The following is a 19,684-nucleotide window of genomic DNA, read 5'->3' as shown; positions in this document are numbered from 1 at the left end:
GCGAATCCGTGCTTGTCGGCTGCGACCGTGCCTCCTAAAAGCGCGATAGCCAAGTTGCAAATGCGAGAAGGACTTCACGATGCGGCCAAGCCGCCGGGCTCCGGATGAAATGCGTGCCGTCGCGCTCGAACGCGGCGTGGTCAAATATGCCGAAGGTTCCTGTTTCGTGAAATTCGGCGATACCCATGTGCTGGTGACGGCGACCCTGGAGGACCGTCTGCCGCCATGGCTCAAGGGCCAGGGCCGCGGCTGGGTCACCGCCGAATACGGGATGTTGCCGCGCGCAACCTCGGAACGCACGCGGCGGGAGGCGACTGCCGGAAAACAGGGCGGGCGCACCGTGGAGATTCAGCGGCTGATCGGCCGCTCGCTGCGCACCGTGGTCGACCTGGTTGCGCTGGGCGAACGCCAGATCACCATCGACTGCGACGTGATTCAGGCGGACGGCGGTACCCGTACCGCTTCGATCACCGGCGGCTGGGTCGCGCTTTATGACTGCCTGCAATGGATGAAGACGCGCAACATGATCAAGACAGATGTGCTGCGCGACCATGTCGCCGCAATCTCCTGCGGCATCCACAAGGGAACTCCGGTGCTTGACATCGACTATGCCGAGGACTCGGACGCCGAGACCGACGCCAATTTCGTGATGACTGGCGCGGGCGGCATCATCGAGATCCAGGGCACCGCGGAGAAGACGCCGTTCAGCGAGGAGCAGTTTCTGGAGTTGCTGAAGCTCGCGCGCAAGGGTGTCGGCAAGCTCATCGATCTGCAGAAGCTGGCGGTGACGTGAGTAGCTCCAGTTCTTCCACATCCTGCCCGGCCTTGTGCCGGGCATCCACGCCTTCGGCGCCACAAGAAGGACGTGAATGGCCGGGACGAGCCCGGCCATGACCGAAAATTCAAACCACAGGCAGATCACCGGCAAGATCGTCATCGCCACTCACAATGCCGGCAAGCTGCGCGAGATGCGCGAATTGCTTGCGCCGTACGGCGTCGAGGCGGTGTCGGCGGCCGAACTGAACCTGTCCGAGCCAGATGAGACCGGCACAACTTTCGCCGAGAATGCCGCGATCAAGGCCCATGCAGCGGCGCAGGCGTCCGGCCTTCCCGCCTTTGCCGACGATTCCGGACTTGTGGTCGACGCGCTTGGCGGATCGCCCGGCATTCACTCGGCCCGCTGGGCCGGACCTGACAAGAATTTCGCGCGCGCCATGCAGGGGATCGACCAGATGCTGCGCGATCATGGCGCGCTCACGCCCGCACGCCGCACCGCGCATTTCGTCTCCGCGCTGTGCGTGGCCTGGCCGGACGGCCATACAGAAGATTTCGAGGCGATCATCGAGGGCACGCTGGTCTGGCCACCACGCGGGGAGGCCGGGTTCGGCTACGATCCGATGTTCCTCCCCGACGGGCACGACCGCACCTTCGGCGAGATGACGTCGGACGAAAAGCACGGCCTGCCGCCGCGCGGCCAGGGATTGTCACATCGCGCGCGCGCCTTCATGAAGCTTGCGGAGGCGTGCCTGAAGCAATGAGGCTTCGGACTACGACCCTCCGACCTGACGCACGACCTAGGCGAACAGGAAATCTCCCTGATTCGCGGTCAGGATTTCGATCGTGGTCTTGTGAACCGTCAGCGTGTCGCCGCCGGGGACGTCGTCGAAATCGATCAGTACGGTTTTTCGATCTATTTCAGTCAGCACCAGATCGGCGAAGCTGCTGACACCGGACACCCCTCTGAAGTCGAACACGTCCTTGCCGGCATTGAACCTGACCACGGTGTCGGAACCGTAGCCGTCGCCGAAGACGTAGATATTGAAGCCGCCGCCACCATCCAGAATGTCATTGCCGCCGCGCCCATCAAGGATATCGTCATGAGCCCCGCCGCGCAGATCGTCGGCGAAGGCTGAGCCGATCAGGATGTCGTTGCCGCCCTTGGCGTCGATGAACGGCAGACCGGTCATTGCGCTGAGCGCGCTCAGATCGAAGACGTCCATGTCGCCGGTGCCGAACAATCCGCGGCCATTGCCTTCGAGCGCTTCGATCGAGGATGCCCGCGCGTCGAAGCCCGCCAGCGTGACCGAACCGTCTCCGAGAAATTGCAGCGTATCGGTCCCGGACCCACCGTCGAACATATCGTGGATGCCCTCCTTGCCGCGGACCTGCAGGATATCGTCGCCGTCACCGCCGCGCAGAAAATCGACGCCCTTGCCGCCGTCGATCGTGTCGTTGCCCGCGAGGCCCGAGAGCTGGTCATACCCGTGATGGCCGAAAATCGTGTCGGCACCGCTGGTGGGACGCTGCTGGTCACCGACCGAATTCAGCGCGTTGACGAAGTCCGCCTTCTTCGAACCGATGACGGTCGCACCGGCGCTGTTTGCGTGCTCCGTGGGCGGGGCCGCGAATGTGTCGATGTCGTAGAACATGTGACCGCCGGGCGCGAAAGCGAGCGTGTAGCTGCCGTTCGGATTCTCGGTGATCTCGATACCGTGGTCGACCACGAGATCGGTGATGCCTCCACCCACATCGGTCGTGGCATAGATGTTGTAGATGGACTGGGCGGTGGCATCGCCGAAAACGAGCTGATACCAGCTCACCGATCCGTCCGCCGTACCCGGCAGGTTCTGGATGTTGAAGAACCCGCTTTCACCGGTCGCATTGCTGACCTGGAACGACCAGGTGTTCGTGGCATCGGGCTGGATGATGTAGTAAAACCAGTCACCCGCTCCGACGCCGCCGGTCACGTCCAGTGAAATGAATCCGTCGGCATCTGCGCCCGGCGCCTGCGGGGCGTAGATTTTCAGCACGATCGGCGTATCATCGTCCGGTGCGTAGATCGTACTGCCGACCGAGAAGTTGAAGTCGAACCCGATCTGGTTCGTGTTTGCCGTTGTTGCGGCCTTGTATCCGCCCGCATCGGGCGCGATCCATCCGGAACTGGTTGCCTTGTAGCCCGTCGACGGCGTTTCGCCGGTGTCGTACAGGGTGATGTTGATCGTTTCGACATTGGCGCCGGCGACACTGTCCCACAGCGCGATCTGCGGATTGACGCCTCCCGTCGAAACCAGATCGCTGTAGGAATAGCCATAGGCGTTGGAATTTCCGACGAATTGCTGGGCCCAGGGATCGTAGAAGAAGTCGCCGCCGGACGGATTCGCCGGCTTCACATTGTTGGTGAAGCTGGCGGCACCCACGCCATCGAGCAGTATGGCATCGTAGGCATAATTGACCGACCAGTTGTAACCCTTGTTGAAATTGAGCTGGGTGGTGTCCAGCGAATTCGGCGAGGTGCCCGAACTGCCCCAGAAGCCCGCGTCGAATCCTGCAACGAAATGCTTCGCCACGCCTCCATCGGCATTATTGGGCGTAAAGCTGTCGTAAGTGACGACCTTGCCGGATTTGCTGCCTTGGTGGACCTCAAGCGACCCGCCCTGGACAAAGATGTTCTGCGCGAGATCGGCGGCCGGGATCCTGATCCAGTCGGTGTTGGTGGCACCATTGCTGGTGTCCGGCACCAGCCAGAAATAGTCCTCTCCGTATGCATCCTTCGTGACGTACTGGACGCCATACTGGCTCAGCATCGCGTCCGCCTGCAGCGGCGACCCGCCAAACGAATAGACGATCTTGATCTCGGCGAGAGCCGCGGCGTTCGCTTTCAGCGAATTGATATAGGTCTGCCAGACGGAAGATGGCCATGGGCTCGCATTGTCTGCGGTTGCGGGCCCGGTTGCCAGCATCTCGGGATCGGGAAACGCGTTGGGACTGAAGTCGCTGACTGCGTCGGCCGGAAGCGCGGCGAAAATGTCGCTGCCGCTGGTGCTGAAGCCGCGCGTGTCGCTGCCATTCTGGTACACCACCTCATAGGTAGACGTGAATCCGAAGGTGTTGACCGCCGAGATGTCGCCTAGATCGTACTGGCTTCCGGACAGCGTCGCTTCGAACAGCTGATAGGAATAGTTCTTGCTCGCGGCGTTGTTGATGACGTCGCTGATGCTCGAAATTTCTTTCAGCAGATTGCCGTCGCCATTCTGCTGGATCACGACATAGATATCGCCGCTGTAGAAGCTGCCAGCGGTTACGTCGATCGAGGTGGCGCTGATCGCACCCTTCTCGAAAAGGGTCGCGGACGTGACCAGATCAACAGTGCCCCCCGATGTCGCCGAGCCGAAAGCGAACGCATAGACATACGTGTCGTTGCCGGCACCCGCCAGCGTGGTCTGAAGCGCCGAGCTCAGATTGAAATTCACGGTCGTCATGAGAATATCCACCCCCTGCCGGCGACCTTTGCGGCCGCTCCCCTATGGCGCCGCATTCAAGTTCCAAGTGATTACGATTTTATCGATGCTCGTCTGTTCGCTTTCGAAACGGCGCGCGAAGCGCTAAAATCATTAACATGACGTTAACGATTCCTTCCGCGCGGGCCTTCGGTGTGTATGTGCACTGGCCGTTCTGCCTGTCGAAATGCCCGTATTGCGACTTCAACAGCCATGTGCGCCATGGCGGCGTCGACCAGTCCCGCTATGTTGCCGCCTATCTGCGCGAGATTGAAACGATCGCCGCTCGGACCAGGGGGCGCACCGTCTCAACCATCTTCATTGGTGGCGGCACGCCTTCGCTGATGCAGCCGGAGACCGTGGGTGCGATTCTTGATGGCATCGCCCGACACTGGACCGTCGCACCCGACGTCGAGGTCACGCTGGAGGCGAACCCGACCAGCGTGGAAGCCGGGCGCTTCCGCGGATTCCGCGCGGCCGGGGTCAACCGCGTGTCCCTCGGCGTGCAGGCGCTCGATGACGGGTCGCTGAAGGAACTCGGCCGGCTTCATACCGTCGAGGAGGCGCTGAAAGCCGTCGCGATCGCGCGCTCGGTGTTCGACCGCTATTCCTTCGACCTGATCTATGCGCGGCCGGGTCAGTCGCCGGATGCCTGGGCGCAGGAATTGCGGCGCGCCATCGCGGAAGCGGCAGAGCACCTGTCGCTCTATCAGCTCACGATCGAGGCCGACACGCCGTTTTTCACCTTGCATCGGAGCGGCAAGCTGATCACGCCCGACGACGACCTCGCGCGCGAACTCTACGACCTGACCCAGGAGATTTGCGGCGCCGCCGGCCTGTCTGCCTACGAGATTTCGAACCACGCACGGACCGGGGCGGAAAGCCGGCACAATCTCGTCTATTGGCGCGGAGACGAATATGCCGGCATCGGTCCCGGGGCCCATGGCCGCATCGAGGAAGACGGCCGCCGCTTTGCGACGGCGACCGAGAAGCGGCCCGAGAGCTGGCTGATGCGCGTCGAGGCCTTCGGTCACGGTCTGGTGGTCGACGAGGTGCTGACCCGCGAGGAGCGCGCGGATGAATATCTGCTGATGGGGTTGCGGCTGGCCGAGGGCATCGATCCGCAGCGCTACGAAGCGTTGTCCGGACGCCCGCTCGACCAGAAGCGCATCGCCATCCTGTCCGCCGAGGGCGCCGTCGAGACCACTACCGGCGGGCATCTGCGCGTGACGCAAGCCGCTTTCCCGATCCTTGATGCGGTGGTTGCGGACCTGGCAGCGTAGCGCTTCCTGATTCCTCCCTGAACGCGAAGGGGACAGGAAGGAACTACGTCCCCGATCCGCCGAACGATTTTGGCGTCGGGCTTGAAATCTGTCCGCCGCCGGCGGCGACCCGCATCACCGCAAGACCGCGCTCGTTGGTGCCATCCGGCTTGAAACGGAAAATTCCGTCGATCCCTGCAAAGCCCGACGGATTGGTCAGCACCTCATCGGAGAAACGCTGCGGGCCCTGCGCGCGCACCAGCGCGGCGATCAGCGCGGTCGAGTCGTAGGCGAGAGTGGCGGTGCGCACCGGCTCGCCGCCATAGCGGGCCTGATAGCGCTGCGCGAAACCAGCAAAGCCGGCGGGATCGGGCGCCGCATACAGGCCGCCCAGCATCGATCCGTCATTGAAGATGCGAGGATCGTCCCACAATCCGGTGCCGAGCAATTGCGCGCGCCTGGTGTTGACACCGGCGCTGACCAATCCCTGCGCGATCGCGGGAGCGACATCGCCGCCATCCGGAATGAAAATCGCGTCCGCCCCCCGCGCCGCCTGTGCCACGACGCCGATCGAGGCTTGCAGTTTCGCCTTGTCATAGCGTTCGAGAACGACGATGCGGCCACCCCGCCGCGCCACTTCCTCCCGGAAGGTCGCCTCCACCACCGAACCATAGGCGTTCTCGGGCACGATACCGGCATAGGAACGCTTGCCGGTTGCGAACGAATAGCCGAGCACGCGCACCACATCCGTCTCCGGCAGGAAGCTCAGCAGATACACGCCGCGCGCCGCCACGCTCGCGTCGGTGGAGAATCCGATTACGGGAATGTTGCGCGGCCGTGCCGCCGCTCCTGCCGCCTGCACCGTTTGCGCAAACAGGGGACCGAGAATGACCTGTGCGCCCTCATCCATCGCCTGCCCCGCCACCATGCGGGCCAGTTGCGGGTTTCCGCCATCATCCTTGACCAGAAGCTGGATGTCGGGATTTGAGAATTCCGCAAGCGCCATCTCGGCAGCGTTCTTCATGGATTGCGCGGCAAGCCCGGCATTGCCGCCGGCCGACAGCGGCAGAATCAACGCAACCCTGTATTGTCCGCCGCCGATTTCGGCTCCCGGCTGCACAGGACCGCCGGGTATGCCCGTCGCATCGCCCAGCGCGGTGTTGGCACCGCCTCCATTGTTGCCGGCACAGCCGGCCAACCCGGCTGCCGCCACCGACAGAGCCGACAGTCCGAAATGGCGCCGTGACAGAAGGAGAGGCTTTCGCATTGGGCAAGACACAGCCAGATTCAGGAACGGAACGCGAGGCTGGACGAGGCGCCCACGAGCGCAATCTGGCATATTGTCATAAAATGGTTAACCACGCAGGCACCATGAACGGGGCAGTGTTTTCGGCGGTGTTGCCATGACGCAACCCCGGCGCGGGTTTTACATCGCGGGCATGCCGTATCCGGCGTCACAGCTTGCAGCCGGGCTCTATCTCGTTGCGACGCCGATCGGGAACCTTGGGGATATCACGGTGCGCGCGCTGCAGACCCTTGCGGGTGCCGATCTGATCGCCTGCGAGGACACGCGCGTCAGCCGCAAGCTCCTCGAGCATTACGGCATCGCTACGGCGACGACGCCCTATCACGACCACAATGCGGCTGCGGTCCGTCCCGCCCTGCTCCGGCGCATCGCCGACGGCGCTGCGATCGCGCTGATCTCCGATGCCGGCACGCCGGCAATTTCCGATCCCGGCTACAAGCTCGTGCGCGAGGCGCGTGATGCCGGCCTTGCCGTGACGGCTCTGCCCGGCGCTTCCTCGGTTCTGGCGGCGCTGGTGGCATCGGGCCTGCCTACCGACCGCTTCCTGTTCGAGGGCTTTCTCCCGGTGAAGGCGGCGCAGCGACGCTCCCGCCTATCAATCTTGTCGCGGGTTCCGGCGAGTCTCGTGCTATTCGAAAGCGGTTCACGTATCGAAGCGACGCTTCGCGACCTGGCTGCGACGTTCGGTGACCGCGAAGCCGCGATCTGCCGCGAACTGACCAAGCTGCACGAGGAAGTCCGGCGCGCGCCATTGCCGGCGCTTGCGGCTCACTATGCCGGCGAGGCGGAAACCCGCGGTGAATTCGTTATCGTGATCGCGCCGCCGGGCGAAGAGGAAGCTCCTGGCACCGACCAAATCGACGCGATGCTGCGCGCGGCCCTCCTGCGCGTCTCGGTCAAGGACGCGGTCGGCGAGATCGTGGCGGCGACCGGACTCCCACGTCGCGACGTCTACCGCCGCGCGCTCGAACTGGCGAAGGAGCGCAGCGATGCCATCGCGTAGATCGGGCGGGGCATCCGGCAAGGCACCGCCGTCGCCCGAACGGCAGACCGCGTTCAGGTTCGGACTGACCGCGGAAAGCCGCGCCGCCGCACTCTTGCTCGCCAAGGGCTTTCGGATTGCCGCGCGCCGCTTCCGCTGTCCGGCCGGCGAAATCGACATCGTCGCGAAACGCGGCGCGCTTCTGATCTTCGTGGAGGTGAAAGCACGCCCCTCGCTCGACGATGCTGCATGGTCCGTCACCGATCGCCAGAAGAGGCGGATCGCATCCGCGGCCGCAGCATGGCTCGCTGCCAATCCCGGCGATGCGACATGCGACATGCGCTTCGATGCCGTACTGGTCGCACCGCGCTCGCTGCCGCGTCACATTCAGGGCGCGTTCGAGACGGAGTGAGGTCGCCCTACGCCGCCCGCAGCCGCTCGAAGAACCGGTCGATCTGGCTGCGCATCTCCGATGCGAGCCGATCGAGCGTGTCGGAGACATCCTGCGCCGCGACAGAATGCACACGGCTGATTTCGGTCGCTTCGGTAACCTTGCCAATCTGATCCGTTGTGTCGGCGGCGCGGTGCGAGGCGGTTTCCACGCTGCGCGCGATTTCCTGCGTCGCGGCGCCCTGTTCGGTCACCGCGGCGGCGATCGCGCTCGATATGTCGCCGATATCGCGAATGGTGGTCTTGATCGCACCGATCGCCGCAATCGAACGGTCGGTCGCCTGCTGCATGCCCACGATCTGCGACCCGATCTCCTCGGTCGCCTTGGCGGTCTGCCCCGCCAGCGCCTTGACCTCTCCCGCGACGACCGCGAAGCCTCGCCCCGCTTCGCCCGCGCGCGCCGCCTCGATCGTGGCATTCAGCGCCAGCAGGTTGGTCTGCTCGGCAATATCGTTGATCAGACGGATCACATCGCCGATCCGGCCGGCGGCCTCGCTGAGTTCGCGAACCGTTTCGTTGGTCGCCTCGGCTTCGGCGACAGCCTTGATGGCAATGTCGTTCGACTGCGATACCTGACGCTCGATCTCGAGCACGGACATCGCGAGTTCGTCGGCGGCCGAGGCGATGTCGCGCACGTTGGCATTCGACTCCTCGGAGGCCTGCGTGGCGCGCCCGGTCCGGTCTACCGTGATTTCGACCGCCTGGCCCAGTTCGGTGGCGGCTTTCTTGGCCCTGCCGGACATTTTCATGAGCTTGCGCAGCGTCACATCAACTTCCGCCGAGAACGATTCGATTTCACCTGCGATCTGATCTTGCCGCTTCTCCCGTGCGTCGGCATCGCTGCGGACCGTCGTGTTCAGCTCCGCGTTGTGACGCATCGCCGCCTGGAAACTGCCAATTGATCGCGCCAGCGCCCCGACCTCGTCGGATCGCCCCCGATGGGGCACCATCACTTCGGTCTGGCCGTCCGCGATCTGCTCGGTAACGCGGGTGATGGCACGGAGCGGCTGGATGCAAATGCGCCGCACCACAACCGCTCCGCCCGCCGCGAGCAGAACCAGCAGGATGGCCAGCGCCGTGATCAGCCCGGCGAAGTCAAGCGGCGCCGGCACCGACGCTCTGTCACCCCATTGTGCCAGCGCCGCGACCACGCCCGAGACGGTCGCAAGCAACGCGAAAATGGCGTAGAGCTTGGTCGCGATGGTCAGTCTTGGAAATGCCACAGCGCGGAATCCGTGAATATGGGATGGCGGTCGAGAATGGCAGGTATTTGTTAACCACAGGTTTGCGTCCGGACATCGCGCCGAACCGTCCGAAATCCTGAACGAAATTCCGAGAAAACCCAGCTCTCATGCCCCTGAATGTCGCCGTCCAGATGGACCCGATCGAGCGGATCAACATCCGCGGCGATTCAACCTTCGCTCTGCTGCTGGAGGCGAAAGCGCGCGGACATGGCCTGTCCTATTATACGCCGGACAAGCTCGCCCAGAGCGGTGACCGCGTGTTCGCGACAGTGCAGCCGCTTGATGTTCGCGACGAGCCCGGCAACCATTTCTCGCTCGGCGAGGGCCGGCGCACCGAACTTTCGTCCTTCGACGTGATCCTGTTGCGGCAGGATCCGCCATTCGACATGGCCTATATCACGACGACCCACATGCTGGAGCGCGTGCACCCGAACACGCTGGTGGTCAACGACCCGGCGCATGTGCGCAATGCTCCGGAGAAAATCTTCGTGCTCGAATTCTCCGATCTGATGCCGCCGACGCTGGTCACCCGGGACCTTGCCGAGATCAGGGCGTTCCGCGAGCAGCATGGCGACATCGTGATGAAGCCGCTTTACGGCAATGGCGGCGCGGCCGTGTTCCGGCTGACCCGGGACGATCTGAATTTCGGATCGCTCTATGACCTGTTCGCCACCACGTTCCGCGAGCAATGGATGGTGCAGAGCTTCCTGCCCGCGGTGAAGCATGGCGACAAGCGCATCATCCTCGTGGACGGGGAATATGCCGGGGCGGTGAACCGCGTGCCGGCGCCTGACGATCTGCGCTCCAACATGGTGCGGGGCGGCTCACCGAAGGACACCCAGCTCACGCCGCGCGAGCGCGAGATCTGCGCGCGGCTCGGGCCGGCGCTGAAGGAGCGCGGGCTGATCTTCGTCGGCATTGACGTGATCGACGGCTATCTCACCGAGATCAACGTCACCTCCCCGACCGGCATCCGCGCGATCCGAAATATCGGCGGCCCGGACATTGCCGCCCTGGTCTGGGATGCGATCGAGAAGAGGCGGAAAGGCTGAATCGCGTTGCCGGTGGGGATGGCCTGCGGGATGCGGCAAGGTCGACAACCTTTGACCGATTGTCATTGCAATCGCGCTTGCGTTAGTTTGGGTCAGGGACGAATAGCGAGCCGATAGCTTGAACAGATTTTCATCTTTGGCCGCGGCCGTTGCTGTTGCAGGCCTGTGCGCGTCAGCCGCCGCGACTGCGATGGAGATGTCATCGGCCGGCAAATGCCGCTTCGCAAAGCGCCCGCCGGTGATACTGAAGGGCGGGCAGATCGAAGGTTTCTGCAAGTTCGATCACGATCTGCAGCTGTTTGCCGGGACGCCGGCGGAACAGGCGCGCTGCCTGCTGCATCCGGTCGAGCCGGTCGGTCGGCTCGGCCCCGCGATGGAAGCGTTGCCGGCGGCGCTGGAAAAGCGAGTCGGCGGCGAAACCGGGCTTCCGTCCCCGGAGACGCTTTCGGCATTGCTGCGTGACCGCGGCGCGACGCAGGACCTGATCGACACCCTGGCGCAGCCCGTCTCGCATGCCCACGACAACGACCCGCTGGCACGCTCGGCGACCTATATCGTTTTCCACGACACATCGACGCCGAATTACCGCACCCAGCCCTGGCCGTTGTCGATCGACGACGATCCCAGGATCAACAATCTCCGGCGCTACGAATGTTCCAACGACATCGAACGCGCGCATGTCTTCATCAATCGCGGCGGCAAGATCTTTCTTGCGCACGATTTCACGGTGCCATGGCGTGCCACCAAGTTCGAGACCGCAAAGAATTTCGGGCCGGCCCTGAAGGGCCTGTTCCTGCATGTCGAGCTGATCCAGCCGCGGCGCGCGTTGAGGGGCTATGGCAGCCGCAACGATTTTCTCGCGCCCAAGCCCGGCTTCTCTCAGGCGCAGTATGATTCGCTCGCGCTGGTCTACACGGTGGCAAGCCGGCGCGCCGGCTTCTGGATGATTCCGACCTTCCATTCGGTGCTCGACGAGGGCATTCGCAACAAGCACGACGACCCGCAGAATTTCGAACTGGAGGCTTTCGCGCACAGCCTCGATACGCTGGTCGACGAGTTGCAGATGCGGACCGCAGCGGCGTCGGCGTCGGGGGAGACGAAGCCGGACTGAGACTGACGCAGCCTGCCGGAAGCAGGTATTTCCGTCCCCCCGCGTCTTCTTTCAGTTCAACGCCAATCAGCAGCGCTGCTGACAGTGAAACGCTCTGGACAATCTAATTGCGATCTGCCAACCTTTGGTTGCATGTACGCCTTCATTGGGATCATGCGCGGAAGCTGTATTCTGATAGCGATGGCGCACATGTCGTCAGCCGCTATGCCCTAAGTTTGAGCTGCCAGTCATTGTGGAACTTTCCGCATGGGCTTCACCACGCAGCCAACGCTGACCGCAAAATCCATCACGCTGCAACGCGGGGTTACCTACTCGTTCGGTAGTTTGTTCACCTATGAGCAACCCGTCATTTCGGCCACCGGTGATGATATCCAGGTCGTCGTCGCATACACGTCCAATCCTGGGGCGGGCGCGGGATATACGATTACCGGAAATCTATCGCCTGTCGAACCGGTCTACCTTTACACGATTGTCGGCAGTCACGAACATTACCAACATCATAATCCAGTGCCTTTCTGGTCAGGAGCGTTGACGGTCGCTCCTGACGCCCCGAGCTCCATCAGCTTATCGTTTGGGTTCAGTGTCATATATTACATTGATAATAACCCGGACAGAGGCTGGGTTACGCCCTATGGCGGAGGCGGCGGGACGTTCACGGTGGGCGGACCATCGATCAAGATTTCCGACGCGCCACCGGTAAAAATCGGCTCACCGGACCCGCTGACAGCCCAATTTTCAGTCACACTCAGTGCTCCGGCAACGAGCATCGTCTCGGTCAACTATACAACCAAGCCCGGTACCGCTTTGGCCGGGACAGATTTCACCAGCAAGAGCGGAACCATCACCTTCCAGCCGGGTCAGACAGCCGCGACCATCCAAGTGCCGGTGACCCAGCAATTCATCACCCAGGACAAGGCCTTCACGGTCGAATTGAGCAATGCAACGAGCGCTGGCAGTGCGGTGACGATCGACGATTCGTCGGGACAGGCGCTGATTGACGCCCCCGAATACGACCTGGTCTTCACATTCAGGCAGCAGCAAGTCGGCGGCGTCACGAAAGCTGGAACGATCACGGGGCAGATTTTCAATCACGGCGAGCTTGTCACCAATCTGGCATCCATGACCGGACGCGCATCGGTGGATGACGCCTTCCCGTTAAAGAATCTTGTTTTCGAGAACGTCAAAGGGGGCGCACCGGCCGCCAATCAGTCTCGGAACTTCGAGAAGTATCCTCTGACATTCGATCTCAAAAATTTCCAACCGAACCCGGATCAAACCGCGGTTATCATGCACCTCGGCACGTTCAACAACCCGAAGTATACTCAGTTCCCTTCGTGGGCGTCGCAAAGCTGTCTCGTAGTAGAACAGCAATTTCTTGATGCGCTGCAAAGCAATCTGAGCAAGCTTGCCGGTCAGACATTCACGGCCAAGAATGTCGCGGCGGAAGTCGCCTGGATCAACCGCTATGTCGACGTTAAGTTCGACGTGCAGACTACACTTACGCAAGCTAAGCTGAGTGTCGATGCTCCGACCATCGTCAACCGGGTTGTGAGCGGAGGCATCAATCCAAATGCTACTTTCGAATTTGACCTCAGCCGGTCAATCGAGAAGGACGTCCTTGTCCTGTACAGTGTCACGAACGAGGATACCGGAGCGACGGTTGTGAGGACTTCGTTAGTGTCCGCGTTCAGCACGTCATCCGCAGATATTTCCTTTTCCAGCCTGTTCGGTTCGGCAAAGCCGCCAAAGGGCGCGGCTGACGCCCTGAAGATATTCAGCGATGCCAAAGGCGAGATTCCTCTCAACAAGACGACCTACAACAAGTCGTTGCCTTGGAACCCTGCAGACAGCTACGCGATCGAAATCGAGGCCTATGCCGTGAGTTATCAGAATGGCAAGGAATGGTATTTTGACAGCCGCCTCTCCGGCATGAAAGGGCCAGCAGACTTCAGCAAGCAGACTCTGATGTTTAGCAACGACCTGACCGCCGAGTTTGAATTCGCGCAGACCCCGGCTCGTTCCGCCAGTATGGCAGCGCTTCTAGAAGGCGATATGTTCCCCTTTTCCGATACGTCGGCGACCCCCGAGCGAGCCTCCGACATCGCCGATCTCTGGCTGGTGTAGCCCCTCGCCGCCGGACCAAAACTCAGGCCGCGTGTCGGAACGCCAGGGCATCCGGGGCGGCACCGACCGTTTCGCGCCTGCGCGCTTCGAATGCCGCGACCTCCAGCGAAGCCAGTTCCTCCAGTTCGATCTGCTGCAGCGTGCGTCCGGCCTGCATCCGCTCGATCACGCGCTCAAGATCGAAGCCCGCGGTTTCCGCCGCGAGCCGTGCCCGCCGCGCAACTTCAAGCTCCATCCGCACCGCTTTCAGGTCGACCATGCTCAACTCCCATCCTGTTGGCGAAAAAGGTAGCTGAGTCGTTTTGTTCTGCAAATGTTCTTGTCAAAGGTATTGGATTCCGCTACCTTTTGCACAGGGGATGAGGCGGCGGGCTGACGGCATGGTCCAGCGGGTTTCAACGGTTGCGTTCCAGGGCATCGAGGCACGCGCGGTCGACGTGCAGGTGCAGGTTGCGCCCGGGCTGCCCGCATTCAATGTGGTCGGCCTCGGAGACAAGGCCGTGTCGGAGGCGCGTGAGCGGGTGCGCTCGGCGCTGATCGCATCCGGGCTGGCGCTACCGGCGCGCCGTATCACCGTCAATCTCGCGCCCGCCGACCTTCCAAAGGAAGGCAGCCATTACGACCTGCCGATCGCGCTCGGCCTGATGGCGGCGATCGGCGCGATCCCGCATGACGCGGTCGCAGGCTTCACCGTGCTGGGCGAGCTCGGTCTCGATGGCTCGATCGCACCGGTGGCGGGCGTATTGCCGGCGGCGATCGGGGCCAACGCGCGCGGCGAAGGTCTGATCTGCCCGAAAGCCTGCGGCGCCGAGGCCGCCTGGGCGAGCCCGGAAATGGATATCGTGGCGGCGTCTTCGCTGATCCAGCTCGCCAATCATTTCAGGGGCACGCAGGTGCTGACGCGGCCGCAGCCCAGGATCCGCGAAACCGAAGACTCCCCGCTCGATCTCGCCGACATCAAGGGGCAGGAGAGCGGCAAGCGTGCGCTCGAAATTGCCGCGGCCGGCGGGCACAACCTGCTGATGATCGGTCCTCCGGGGGCCGGCAAATCGATGCTGGCGGCGCGGCTGCCATCGATTCTCCCCGCCCTGACCCCCGAGGAATTGCTTGAAGTCTCGATGATCGCATCGGTTGCCGGCGAGATCGAAGGCGGCTCCCTCACCAACCGGCGCCCGTTCCGCTCGCCACATCATTCCGCCTCGATGCCGGCGCTGGTCGGAGGAGGTTTGCGCGCACGGCCGGGCGAAGTGTCGCTGGCGCATCGCGGCGTATTGTTTCTCGACGAATTCGCCGAATTCTCGGGCCAGGCGCTCGACTCGCTGCGCCAGCCGCTGGAGACCGGCGAAGTCTCGATTGCCAGAGCCAACCATCGCATCACCTATCCGGCGCGCTTCATGCTGATTGCGGCGATGAATCCCTGCCGCTGCGGCCATGCGAGCGATCCGGGTTATGTCTGCCGTCGCGCGATGAACACCCGCTGCGCCGCCGACTATCAGGGGCGGCTGTCAGGCCCGCTGCTCGACCGCATCGACCTGAACATCGAGGTTCCGGCCGTGACCGCCGCCGATCTGATCCTTCCCGCCCCGTCCGAAGGTTCGGCCGAGGTTGCCGCGCGGGTCGCACGCGCCCGCGATATCCAGGCGCAACGCTACGCGGCTCTCGGCCTGCAACAGATCCGCATCAATGCAAACGCCTCGGGAACCGTGCTGGAGGAGATCGCAAAGCCGGACAAGTCCGGTCTTGCGCTCCTGCGCGATGCCGCCGACGCCATGCGTCTTTCGGCACGCGGCTATCATCGCACATTGCGCGTCGCGCGCACGCTCGCCGATCTCGACGGGGCCGCGCATGTCGGGCGCATCCATCTCGCGGAAGCCCTGTCCTATCGCGCACTCAGCGACGAGATGCGGCGGGCGGCCTGATGCCTGGCGGCCTCGCAGGTCGCCAGATGCGATACTTGCAAGCGCGGGGGCCGTAACGAGGCGCAACACCGCAATCAGGCCGGTATGAAGCCTGCTCTCCACGCCGCCGATCGATAAAATTTTAGGCGTCCGCGCAAGCGCGCGTTGACGCCATCCCGCGGATCAGACTGCCCCGCGGGCGAAATCAATCCAATCGCAACTCCACACGCGCCACTCTTCCCCAAGGGCAAAGCGCCGTCCGTTCAAAGGGCGGCCAGGACGGGACGTCGGACATGCGATCATTCCTCAGGTGGACCACCTTGCGGCCGCTCGTCTTTCGCTTTGCGCGGATGGCGTTCCTGCTGCTGGTCGGCGTCTGGATCGGCCTGGGACTGATGTCGTCGGCCACGAGCGGCAACTCCAAATACGATCCCGCACTTTTCGCGATCGGCCTTGCGACGCTGTTTGCCTTCCTCAGTACCTTTGCGGCGTTCCTCATTCATCGCAATCGCGTCTGGCGGGCGCGCGCGCTGCGAATGCAGCGCCGGAACGGAAACCTGTCCGAGCGGATTTTGCGCCTGCAGCGCGCCAACGATCGCGAGCGAAATTTTCTCGACCTGCAGGGCGACCTGATCGTGCGGCGCAACCGGCACGGCATGGTATCCTTCGCCAACGAAGCCTTCTGCCTGCTGACGGGCGAGAGCGCGGCTTCGCTGCGCGGCTCGGAGTTCTCCGTGCGGGTTCTCGAACAGGGCGATGTCGCGACGCTGCCCAATGGCAGTTGCGTCTACGACCAGATGATCGCAACCCCCAGCGGTCCGCGCTGGATCGCCTGGCACGAAAGCGCGGTGCGCGCCGACGACGGCGAGAGCGAAATCCAGTGCGTCGGCCGCGACGTCACAGACCGCATGATGTCGGAAGCCGCGCTCGCCGACGCGCGCGACCAGTCGGAAGCAGCCAATCGCGCGAAGTCCCGCTTCCTCGCCATGACAAGCCACGAAATCCGTACGCCTCTCAACGGCATCATCGGCATGGCCGATCTGTTGCTCGATACCCGGCTCTCCGCGGAACAGGCGACCTATGCGCGCGCGGTCAAGTCCTCCGGCGACACGCTGCTGGCACTGATCGAGGAGATCCTCGATTTCTCAAAGATCGAGTCCGGTCGCCTTGACCTCGAGGCGCGACCGTTCCCGCTTCATCCAATGATCGAAGATCTGACTGAGCTTCTGTCGATACGCGCGCAGGGCAAGGGCCTCGAGATCGCGAGCTATGTCGACGAGCGGCTGCCGGCGCGGGTGATTGGCGACGAGACACGATTAAAGCAGGTGCTGCTGAATCTTGCCGGCAATGCCGTCAAGTTCACCGCCGAAGGCGGTGTTGCGATCGTGGTCGAGCCAGGCGACTGGCCGGGAGAGATCTCGTTCAAGGTGCGCGACACCGGGATCGGGATCGCGCCTGCGGACCACAACAAGATTTTCCGCGAATTCGAACAGGCCGAAGCCGGCGCCGGCCAGACGGATGGCGCGGGCCTCGGGCTTGCGATCGTGAAACGCATCGTCGAAGGCATGCAGGGGCGCATCAGCCTCGAAAGCGCCCCTGGCGCCGGCGCCCTGTTCGAAGTCGTGTTGCCGCTGTCCGAAGCAAGCGACCCAAGCCAAATACCGGGCTTCGCCGCGCCCGATCTGTCCGGGCGCGCAATCCTGATTGTCGCACCCTCACATGTCGAGGCGGCCTTGATTGCACGACGGCTGACGCGATGGGGCGCACGCGTTGCGATCGCTCCGAACGAGGCGGTGGCGCACACGCTGCTGCCGGAGCGCGAGTGGAGTGCCCTGCTGATCGACCATGCGCTCGGCGCTGAAGCGATCGGCACGCTGCTTGCCGCGAGCCGCGCAATTCCGTGCCGGCTGGTCACCATCACGCCAACTGCGCGCAACGAACTCGACGCGCTGAAGGCCGGGGGTTTCACCGGCTATCTCGTCAAACCGGTTCGGGCCGCCTCGCTCGCCGACCGGCTGCGCATCGGCCGTGACGGGTTTGCGCAGATCGCGGAGGAATCCGGCCCGCTGCCGAATTTCGGAACAGCGCGCAAGGACGGGCTGTCGATCCTGGTCGCCGAGGACAACGAGATCAATGCGCTGCTGACGCGCGCGCTGCTGCAAAAGCTCGGCCACCGCCCGCACGTGGTGGCGAGCGGGCACGCCGCGATGGAGTCGTTCCTCGCTGCCGAGAAAGCAGGTCTGCCTTTCGACCTGATCCTGATGGATATTCGGATGTCCGGCATCGACGGAATCGAAGCGACCCGGCGCATTCGCGCGATCGAGGCCCGCAGCGGCACCCGCCGCACGCCAGTCGTGGCGCTCACAGCCAATACGCTGCCGGAGCATCGCGAGGCCTGTCTCGCCGCCGGCATGGATGCCTTCCTGTCGAAGCCGCTCGATCGTGAAAAGCTCGCAGCAATACTCGCGGACTATCGCGGGATGGCCGCCAAGGCGGCTTAAGCCGCCCTGATGTCCGGGACGCTGCTGTGCGCGGGACACGCGACCCTAAAGCCGCCGCAGCGCCACTTCGTCAATCAGGTGACCCTCGTTCTTGGTGAGGATCAGGTCGGCGCGCTGGCGCGTTGGCAGGATATTCTCGCGCAGATTGACGAGGTTGATTCGGCTCCAGATGCCCTGGGCGGTAGTCACGGCTTCCGAATCCGACAGCCGCGAATAGCGGTGGAAATACGACATCGGATCGCGGAAGGCGGTCAGCCGCAGCGCCAGAAAGCGCTCGACATACCAGCGCTCCAGCACATTCTCGGCAGCATCGATATAGACCGAGAAATCGAAGAAGTCGGACACGAACGGCACCGCCTTGCCATCTTTTGGAGGGCGGCCGGTCTGCAGCACATTCAATCCCTCGACGATCAGGATGTCCGGCCGATCGATCTCGATCCATTCATGCGGCACCACGTCATAGACGATGTGCGAATAGACCGGCGCGCGCATCGGCCGTCGTCCCGCCTTGATGCCGGACAGGAACCGCAGCAATTCCGGCAGGTCGTAGCTTTCCGGAAAGCCCTTCTTCTCCATCAGTCCTTCGCGTTCGAGCACCGCGTTCGGCAGGAGGAAGCCGTCGGTGGTGACGAGGTCGACCTTGGGTGTGTTCGGCCAGCGCGCGAGCAGCGCCTGCAGCACACGCGCGGTCGTGGACTTTCCGACCGCGACCGACCCGGCAACGCCCACGATGTAGGGCACCTTTGAGTCTTCCGTGCCGAGAAAGCTTTGCTGCACCCGGAACAGACGCTGCGAGGCGGCCACATACATCGACAAGAGACGCGAAAGCGGCAGATAGATTTCCTCGACCTCCTTCATGTCGAGGCGGTCATGCACGGAGCGCAGCGTCGCGACCTCCTCCGGACCGAGCGTCATCGGCGTGTCGGCGCGCAGCGCCGCCCATTCGGTACGGCTGAAGACGCGGTAGGGAGAGACCTCGGGTTCGGTTCGCTGTTCCATCATGGCCGATCACAAGTCCGGGGGACGGCGGTCCTGGACACGCGATGCCTTTTCGGCCAGGCCCGATTGACCGGAGCGCTTCTTGAGCACTGCCTCGACCTCGGCAAGTTCGATACCGCGCGCCCGCAGCACCACCAGAAAATGATACAGTAGATCGGCGGCTTCTCCGATCACGCGCTCGCGATCCTCGGTCACTGACGCGAGTGCCATCTCCACCGCCTCCTCGCCCAGCTTCTTGGCGCAATGCTCGACCCCTCGGTCCAGCAGCTTGCGCGTATAGGACGCCTCGGCGCTCGCCGTCGCGCGCTCGCTTACGATCACGGCGAGGTCGGACAGCGTGAAGGGAATTTCCAGCGCCACGTACCACTCCCGTTCCATCCGCTCGCCCCCGCGACGGCGGAGCCCAGCCTTATCCGGTGCCGGATTCCGCTTTCGCAGGATTGAGCCGCAAAGACACCCCTCATTAGCGCAATTCTCG

Annotated in this window: 16 protein-coding genes; 10 read left to right on the top strand and 6 right to left on the bottom strand. The window is 63.4% G+C overall.

The annotated features are described in order from the left end of the window. Positions 1–79 precede the first annotated feature (79 nt). Positions 80–793: a ribonuclease PH gene (gene rph / locus AB7F49_RS21985; RefSeq protein ID WP_428526292.1), complete on the top strand. Its 714-nt coding sequence runs from the start codon at positions 80–82 to the stop codon at positions 791–793. Positions 794–890: 97 nt separating this feature from the next. After that, on the top strand, positions 891–1,538 hold the full coding sequence (rdgB, locus tag AB7F49_RS21980) for an RdgB/HAM1 family non-canonical purine NTP pyrophosphatase (protein WP_428526290.1): 648 nt from the start codon (positions 891–893) through the stop codon (positions 1,536–1,538). A 36-nt stretch (positions 1,539–1,574) separates the two neighbouring features. Here rdgB and AB7F49_RS21975 read toward each other — a convergent pair whose 3' ends face one another. Further along, a complete protein-coding gene (locus tag AB7F49_RS21975) occupies positions 1,575–4,259 on the bottom strand; it encodes a calcium-binding protein (protein WP_428526288.1) in 2,685 nt (894 codons plus the stop codon). 137 nt (positions 4,260–4,396) lie between these two features. On the opposite strand from AB7F49_RS21975, the gene hemW reads away from it, so the two are divergent. Further along, the gene (hemW, locus tag AB7F49_RS21970; protein WP_428526286.1) at positions 4,397–5,560 is read left to right on the top strand and encodes a radical SAM family heme chaperone HemW; all 1,164 of its coding nucleotides are present in this window, start codon (positions 4,397–4,399) and stop codon (positions 5,558–5,560) included. 43 nt (positions 5,561–5,603) lie between these two features. Here hemW and AB7F49_RS21965 read toward each other — a convergent pair whose 3' ends face one another. Beyond that, positions 5,604–6,806 (bottom strand): penicillin-binding protein activator, encoded by a 1,203-nt coding sequence (locus tag AB7F49_RS21965; protein WP_428526284.1) that lies wholly within the window; start codon positions 6,804–6,806, stop codon positions 5,604–5,606. Positions 6,807–6,942: 136 nt separating this feature from the next. Here AB7F49_RS21965 and rsmI point away from each other — a divergent pair, with 136 nt between their 5' ends. Both rsmI and AB7F49_RS21955 read left to right on the top strand, forming a co-directional pair. Further along, the gene (gene rsmI / locus AB7F49_RS21960; RefSeq protein WP_428526282.1) at positions 6,943–7,848 is read left to right on the top strand and encodes a 16S rRNA (cytidine(1402)-2'-O)-methyltransferase; all 906 of its coding nucleotides are present in this window, start codon (positions 6,943–6,945) and stop codon (positions 7,846–7,848) included. Then, entirely contained in the window at positions 7,835–8,239 is a 405-nt protein-coding gene (locus tag AB7F49_RS21955; RefSeq protein WP_428526280.1) for a YraN family protein, read from the top strand. Before rsmI ends, AB7F49_RS21955 begins: the two co-directional genes overlap by 14 nt. Positions 8,240–8,246: 7 nt before the next feature. On the opposite strand, the gene AB7F49_RS21950 is transcribed toward AB7F49_RS21955, so the two are convergent. Then, a complete protein-coding gene (locus AB7F49_RS21950) occupies positions 8,247–9,500 on the bottom strand; it encodes a methyl-accepting chemotaxis protein (protein WP_428526279.1) in 1,254 nt (417 codons plus the stop codon). A gap of 128 nt (positions 9,501–9,628) precedes the next feature. On the opposite strand from AB7F49_RS21950, the gene gshB reads away from it, so the two are divergent. From gshB to AB7F49_RS21935, 3 genes are all read left to right on the top strand, one after another. Beyond that, the gene (gene gshB, locus AB7F49_RS21945; protein WP_428526277.1) at positions 9,629–10,573 is read left to right on the top strand and encodes a glutathione synthase; all 945 of its coding nucleotides are present in this window, start codon (positions 9,629–9,631) and stop codon (positions 10,571–10,573) included. A 190-nt stretch (positions 10,574–10,763) separates the two neighbouring features. Beyond that, the gene (locus AB7F49_RS21940) at positions 10,764–11,684 is read left to right on the top strand and encodes a hypothetical protein (RefSeq protein ID WP_428526275.1); all 921 of its coding nucleotides are present in this window, start codon (positions 10,764–10,766) and stop codon (positions 11,682–11,684) included. Positions 11,685–11,930: 246 nt separating this feature from the next. Then, positions 11,931–13,808, top strand: a complete 1,878-nt coding sequence (locus AB7F49_RS21935) for a Calx-beta domain-containing protein (protein WP_428526273.1) — start codon at positions 11,931–11,933, stop codon at positions 13,806–13,808. Between the two features lie 22 nt (positions 13,809–13,830). Here AB7F49_RS21935 and AB7F49_RS21930 read toward each other — a convergent pair whose 3' ends face one another. Continuing rightward, the gene (locus AB7F49_RS21930; RefSeq protein ID WP_428526271.1) at positions 13,831–14,067 is read right to left on the bottom strand and encodes a hypothetical protein; all 237 of its coding nucleotides are present in this window, start codon (positions 14,065–14,067) and stop codon (positions 13,831–13,833) included. A gap of 121 nt (positions 14,068–14,188) precedes the next feature. Between AB7F49_RS21930 and AB7F49_RS21925 the strand changes: the two genes are divergently transcribed. Then, positions 14,189–15,727: a YifB family Mg chelatase-like AAA ATPase gene (locus tag AB7F49_RS21925; protein ID WP_428526269.1), complete on the top strand. Its 1,539-nt coding sequence runs from the start codon at positions 14,189–14,191 to the stop codon at positions 15,725–15,727. Between the two features lie 272 nt (positions 15,728–15,999). Then, on the top strand, positions 16,000–18,207 hold the full coding sequence (locus AB7F49_RS21920; RefSeq protein WP_428526267.1) for an ATP-binding protein: 2,208 nt from the start codon (positions 16,000–16,002) through the stop codon (positions 18,205–18,207). Between the two features lie 45 nt (positions 18,208–18,252). Here the strand turns inward: AB7F49_RS21920 and coaA are convergent, their stop codons facing one another. Then, a complete protein-coding gene (gene coaA / locus AB7F49_RS21915) occupies positions 18,253–19,206 on the bottom strand; it encodes a type I pantothenate kinase (protein WP_428526315.1) in 954 nt (317 codons plus the stop codon). A gap of 9 nt (positions 19,207–19,215) precedes the next feature. Beyond that, entirely contained in the window at positions 19,216–19,584 is a 369-nt protein-coding gene (locus AB7F49_RS21910; RefSeq protein ID WP_428526265.1) for a phosphoribosyl-ATP diphosphatase, read from the bottom strand. Between the last annotated feature and the right edge of the window lie 100 nt (positions 19,585–19,684).

The organism is Pseudorhodoplanes sp. (assembly GCF_050250235.1).
Lineage (GTDB): Bacteria > Pseudomonadota > Alphaproteobacteria > Rhizobiales > Xanthobacteraceae > Pseudorhodoplanes.
The sequence above is the reverse complement of the archived record's forward strand: the minus strand, read 5'-3'. Positions and strand labels throughout refer to the sequence as shown.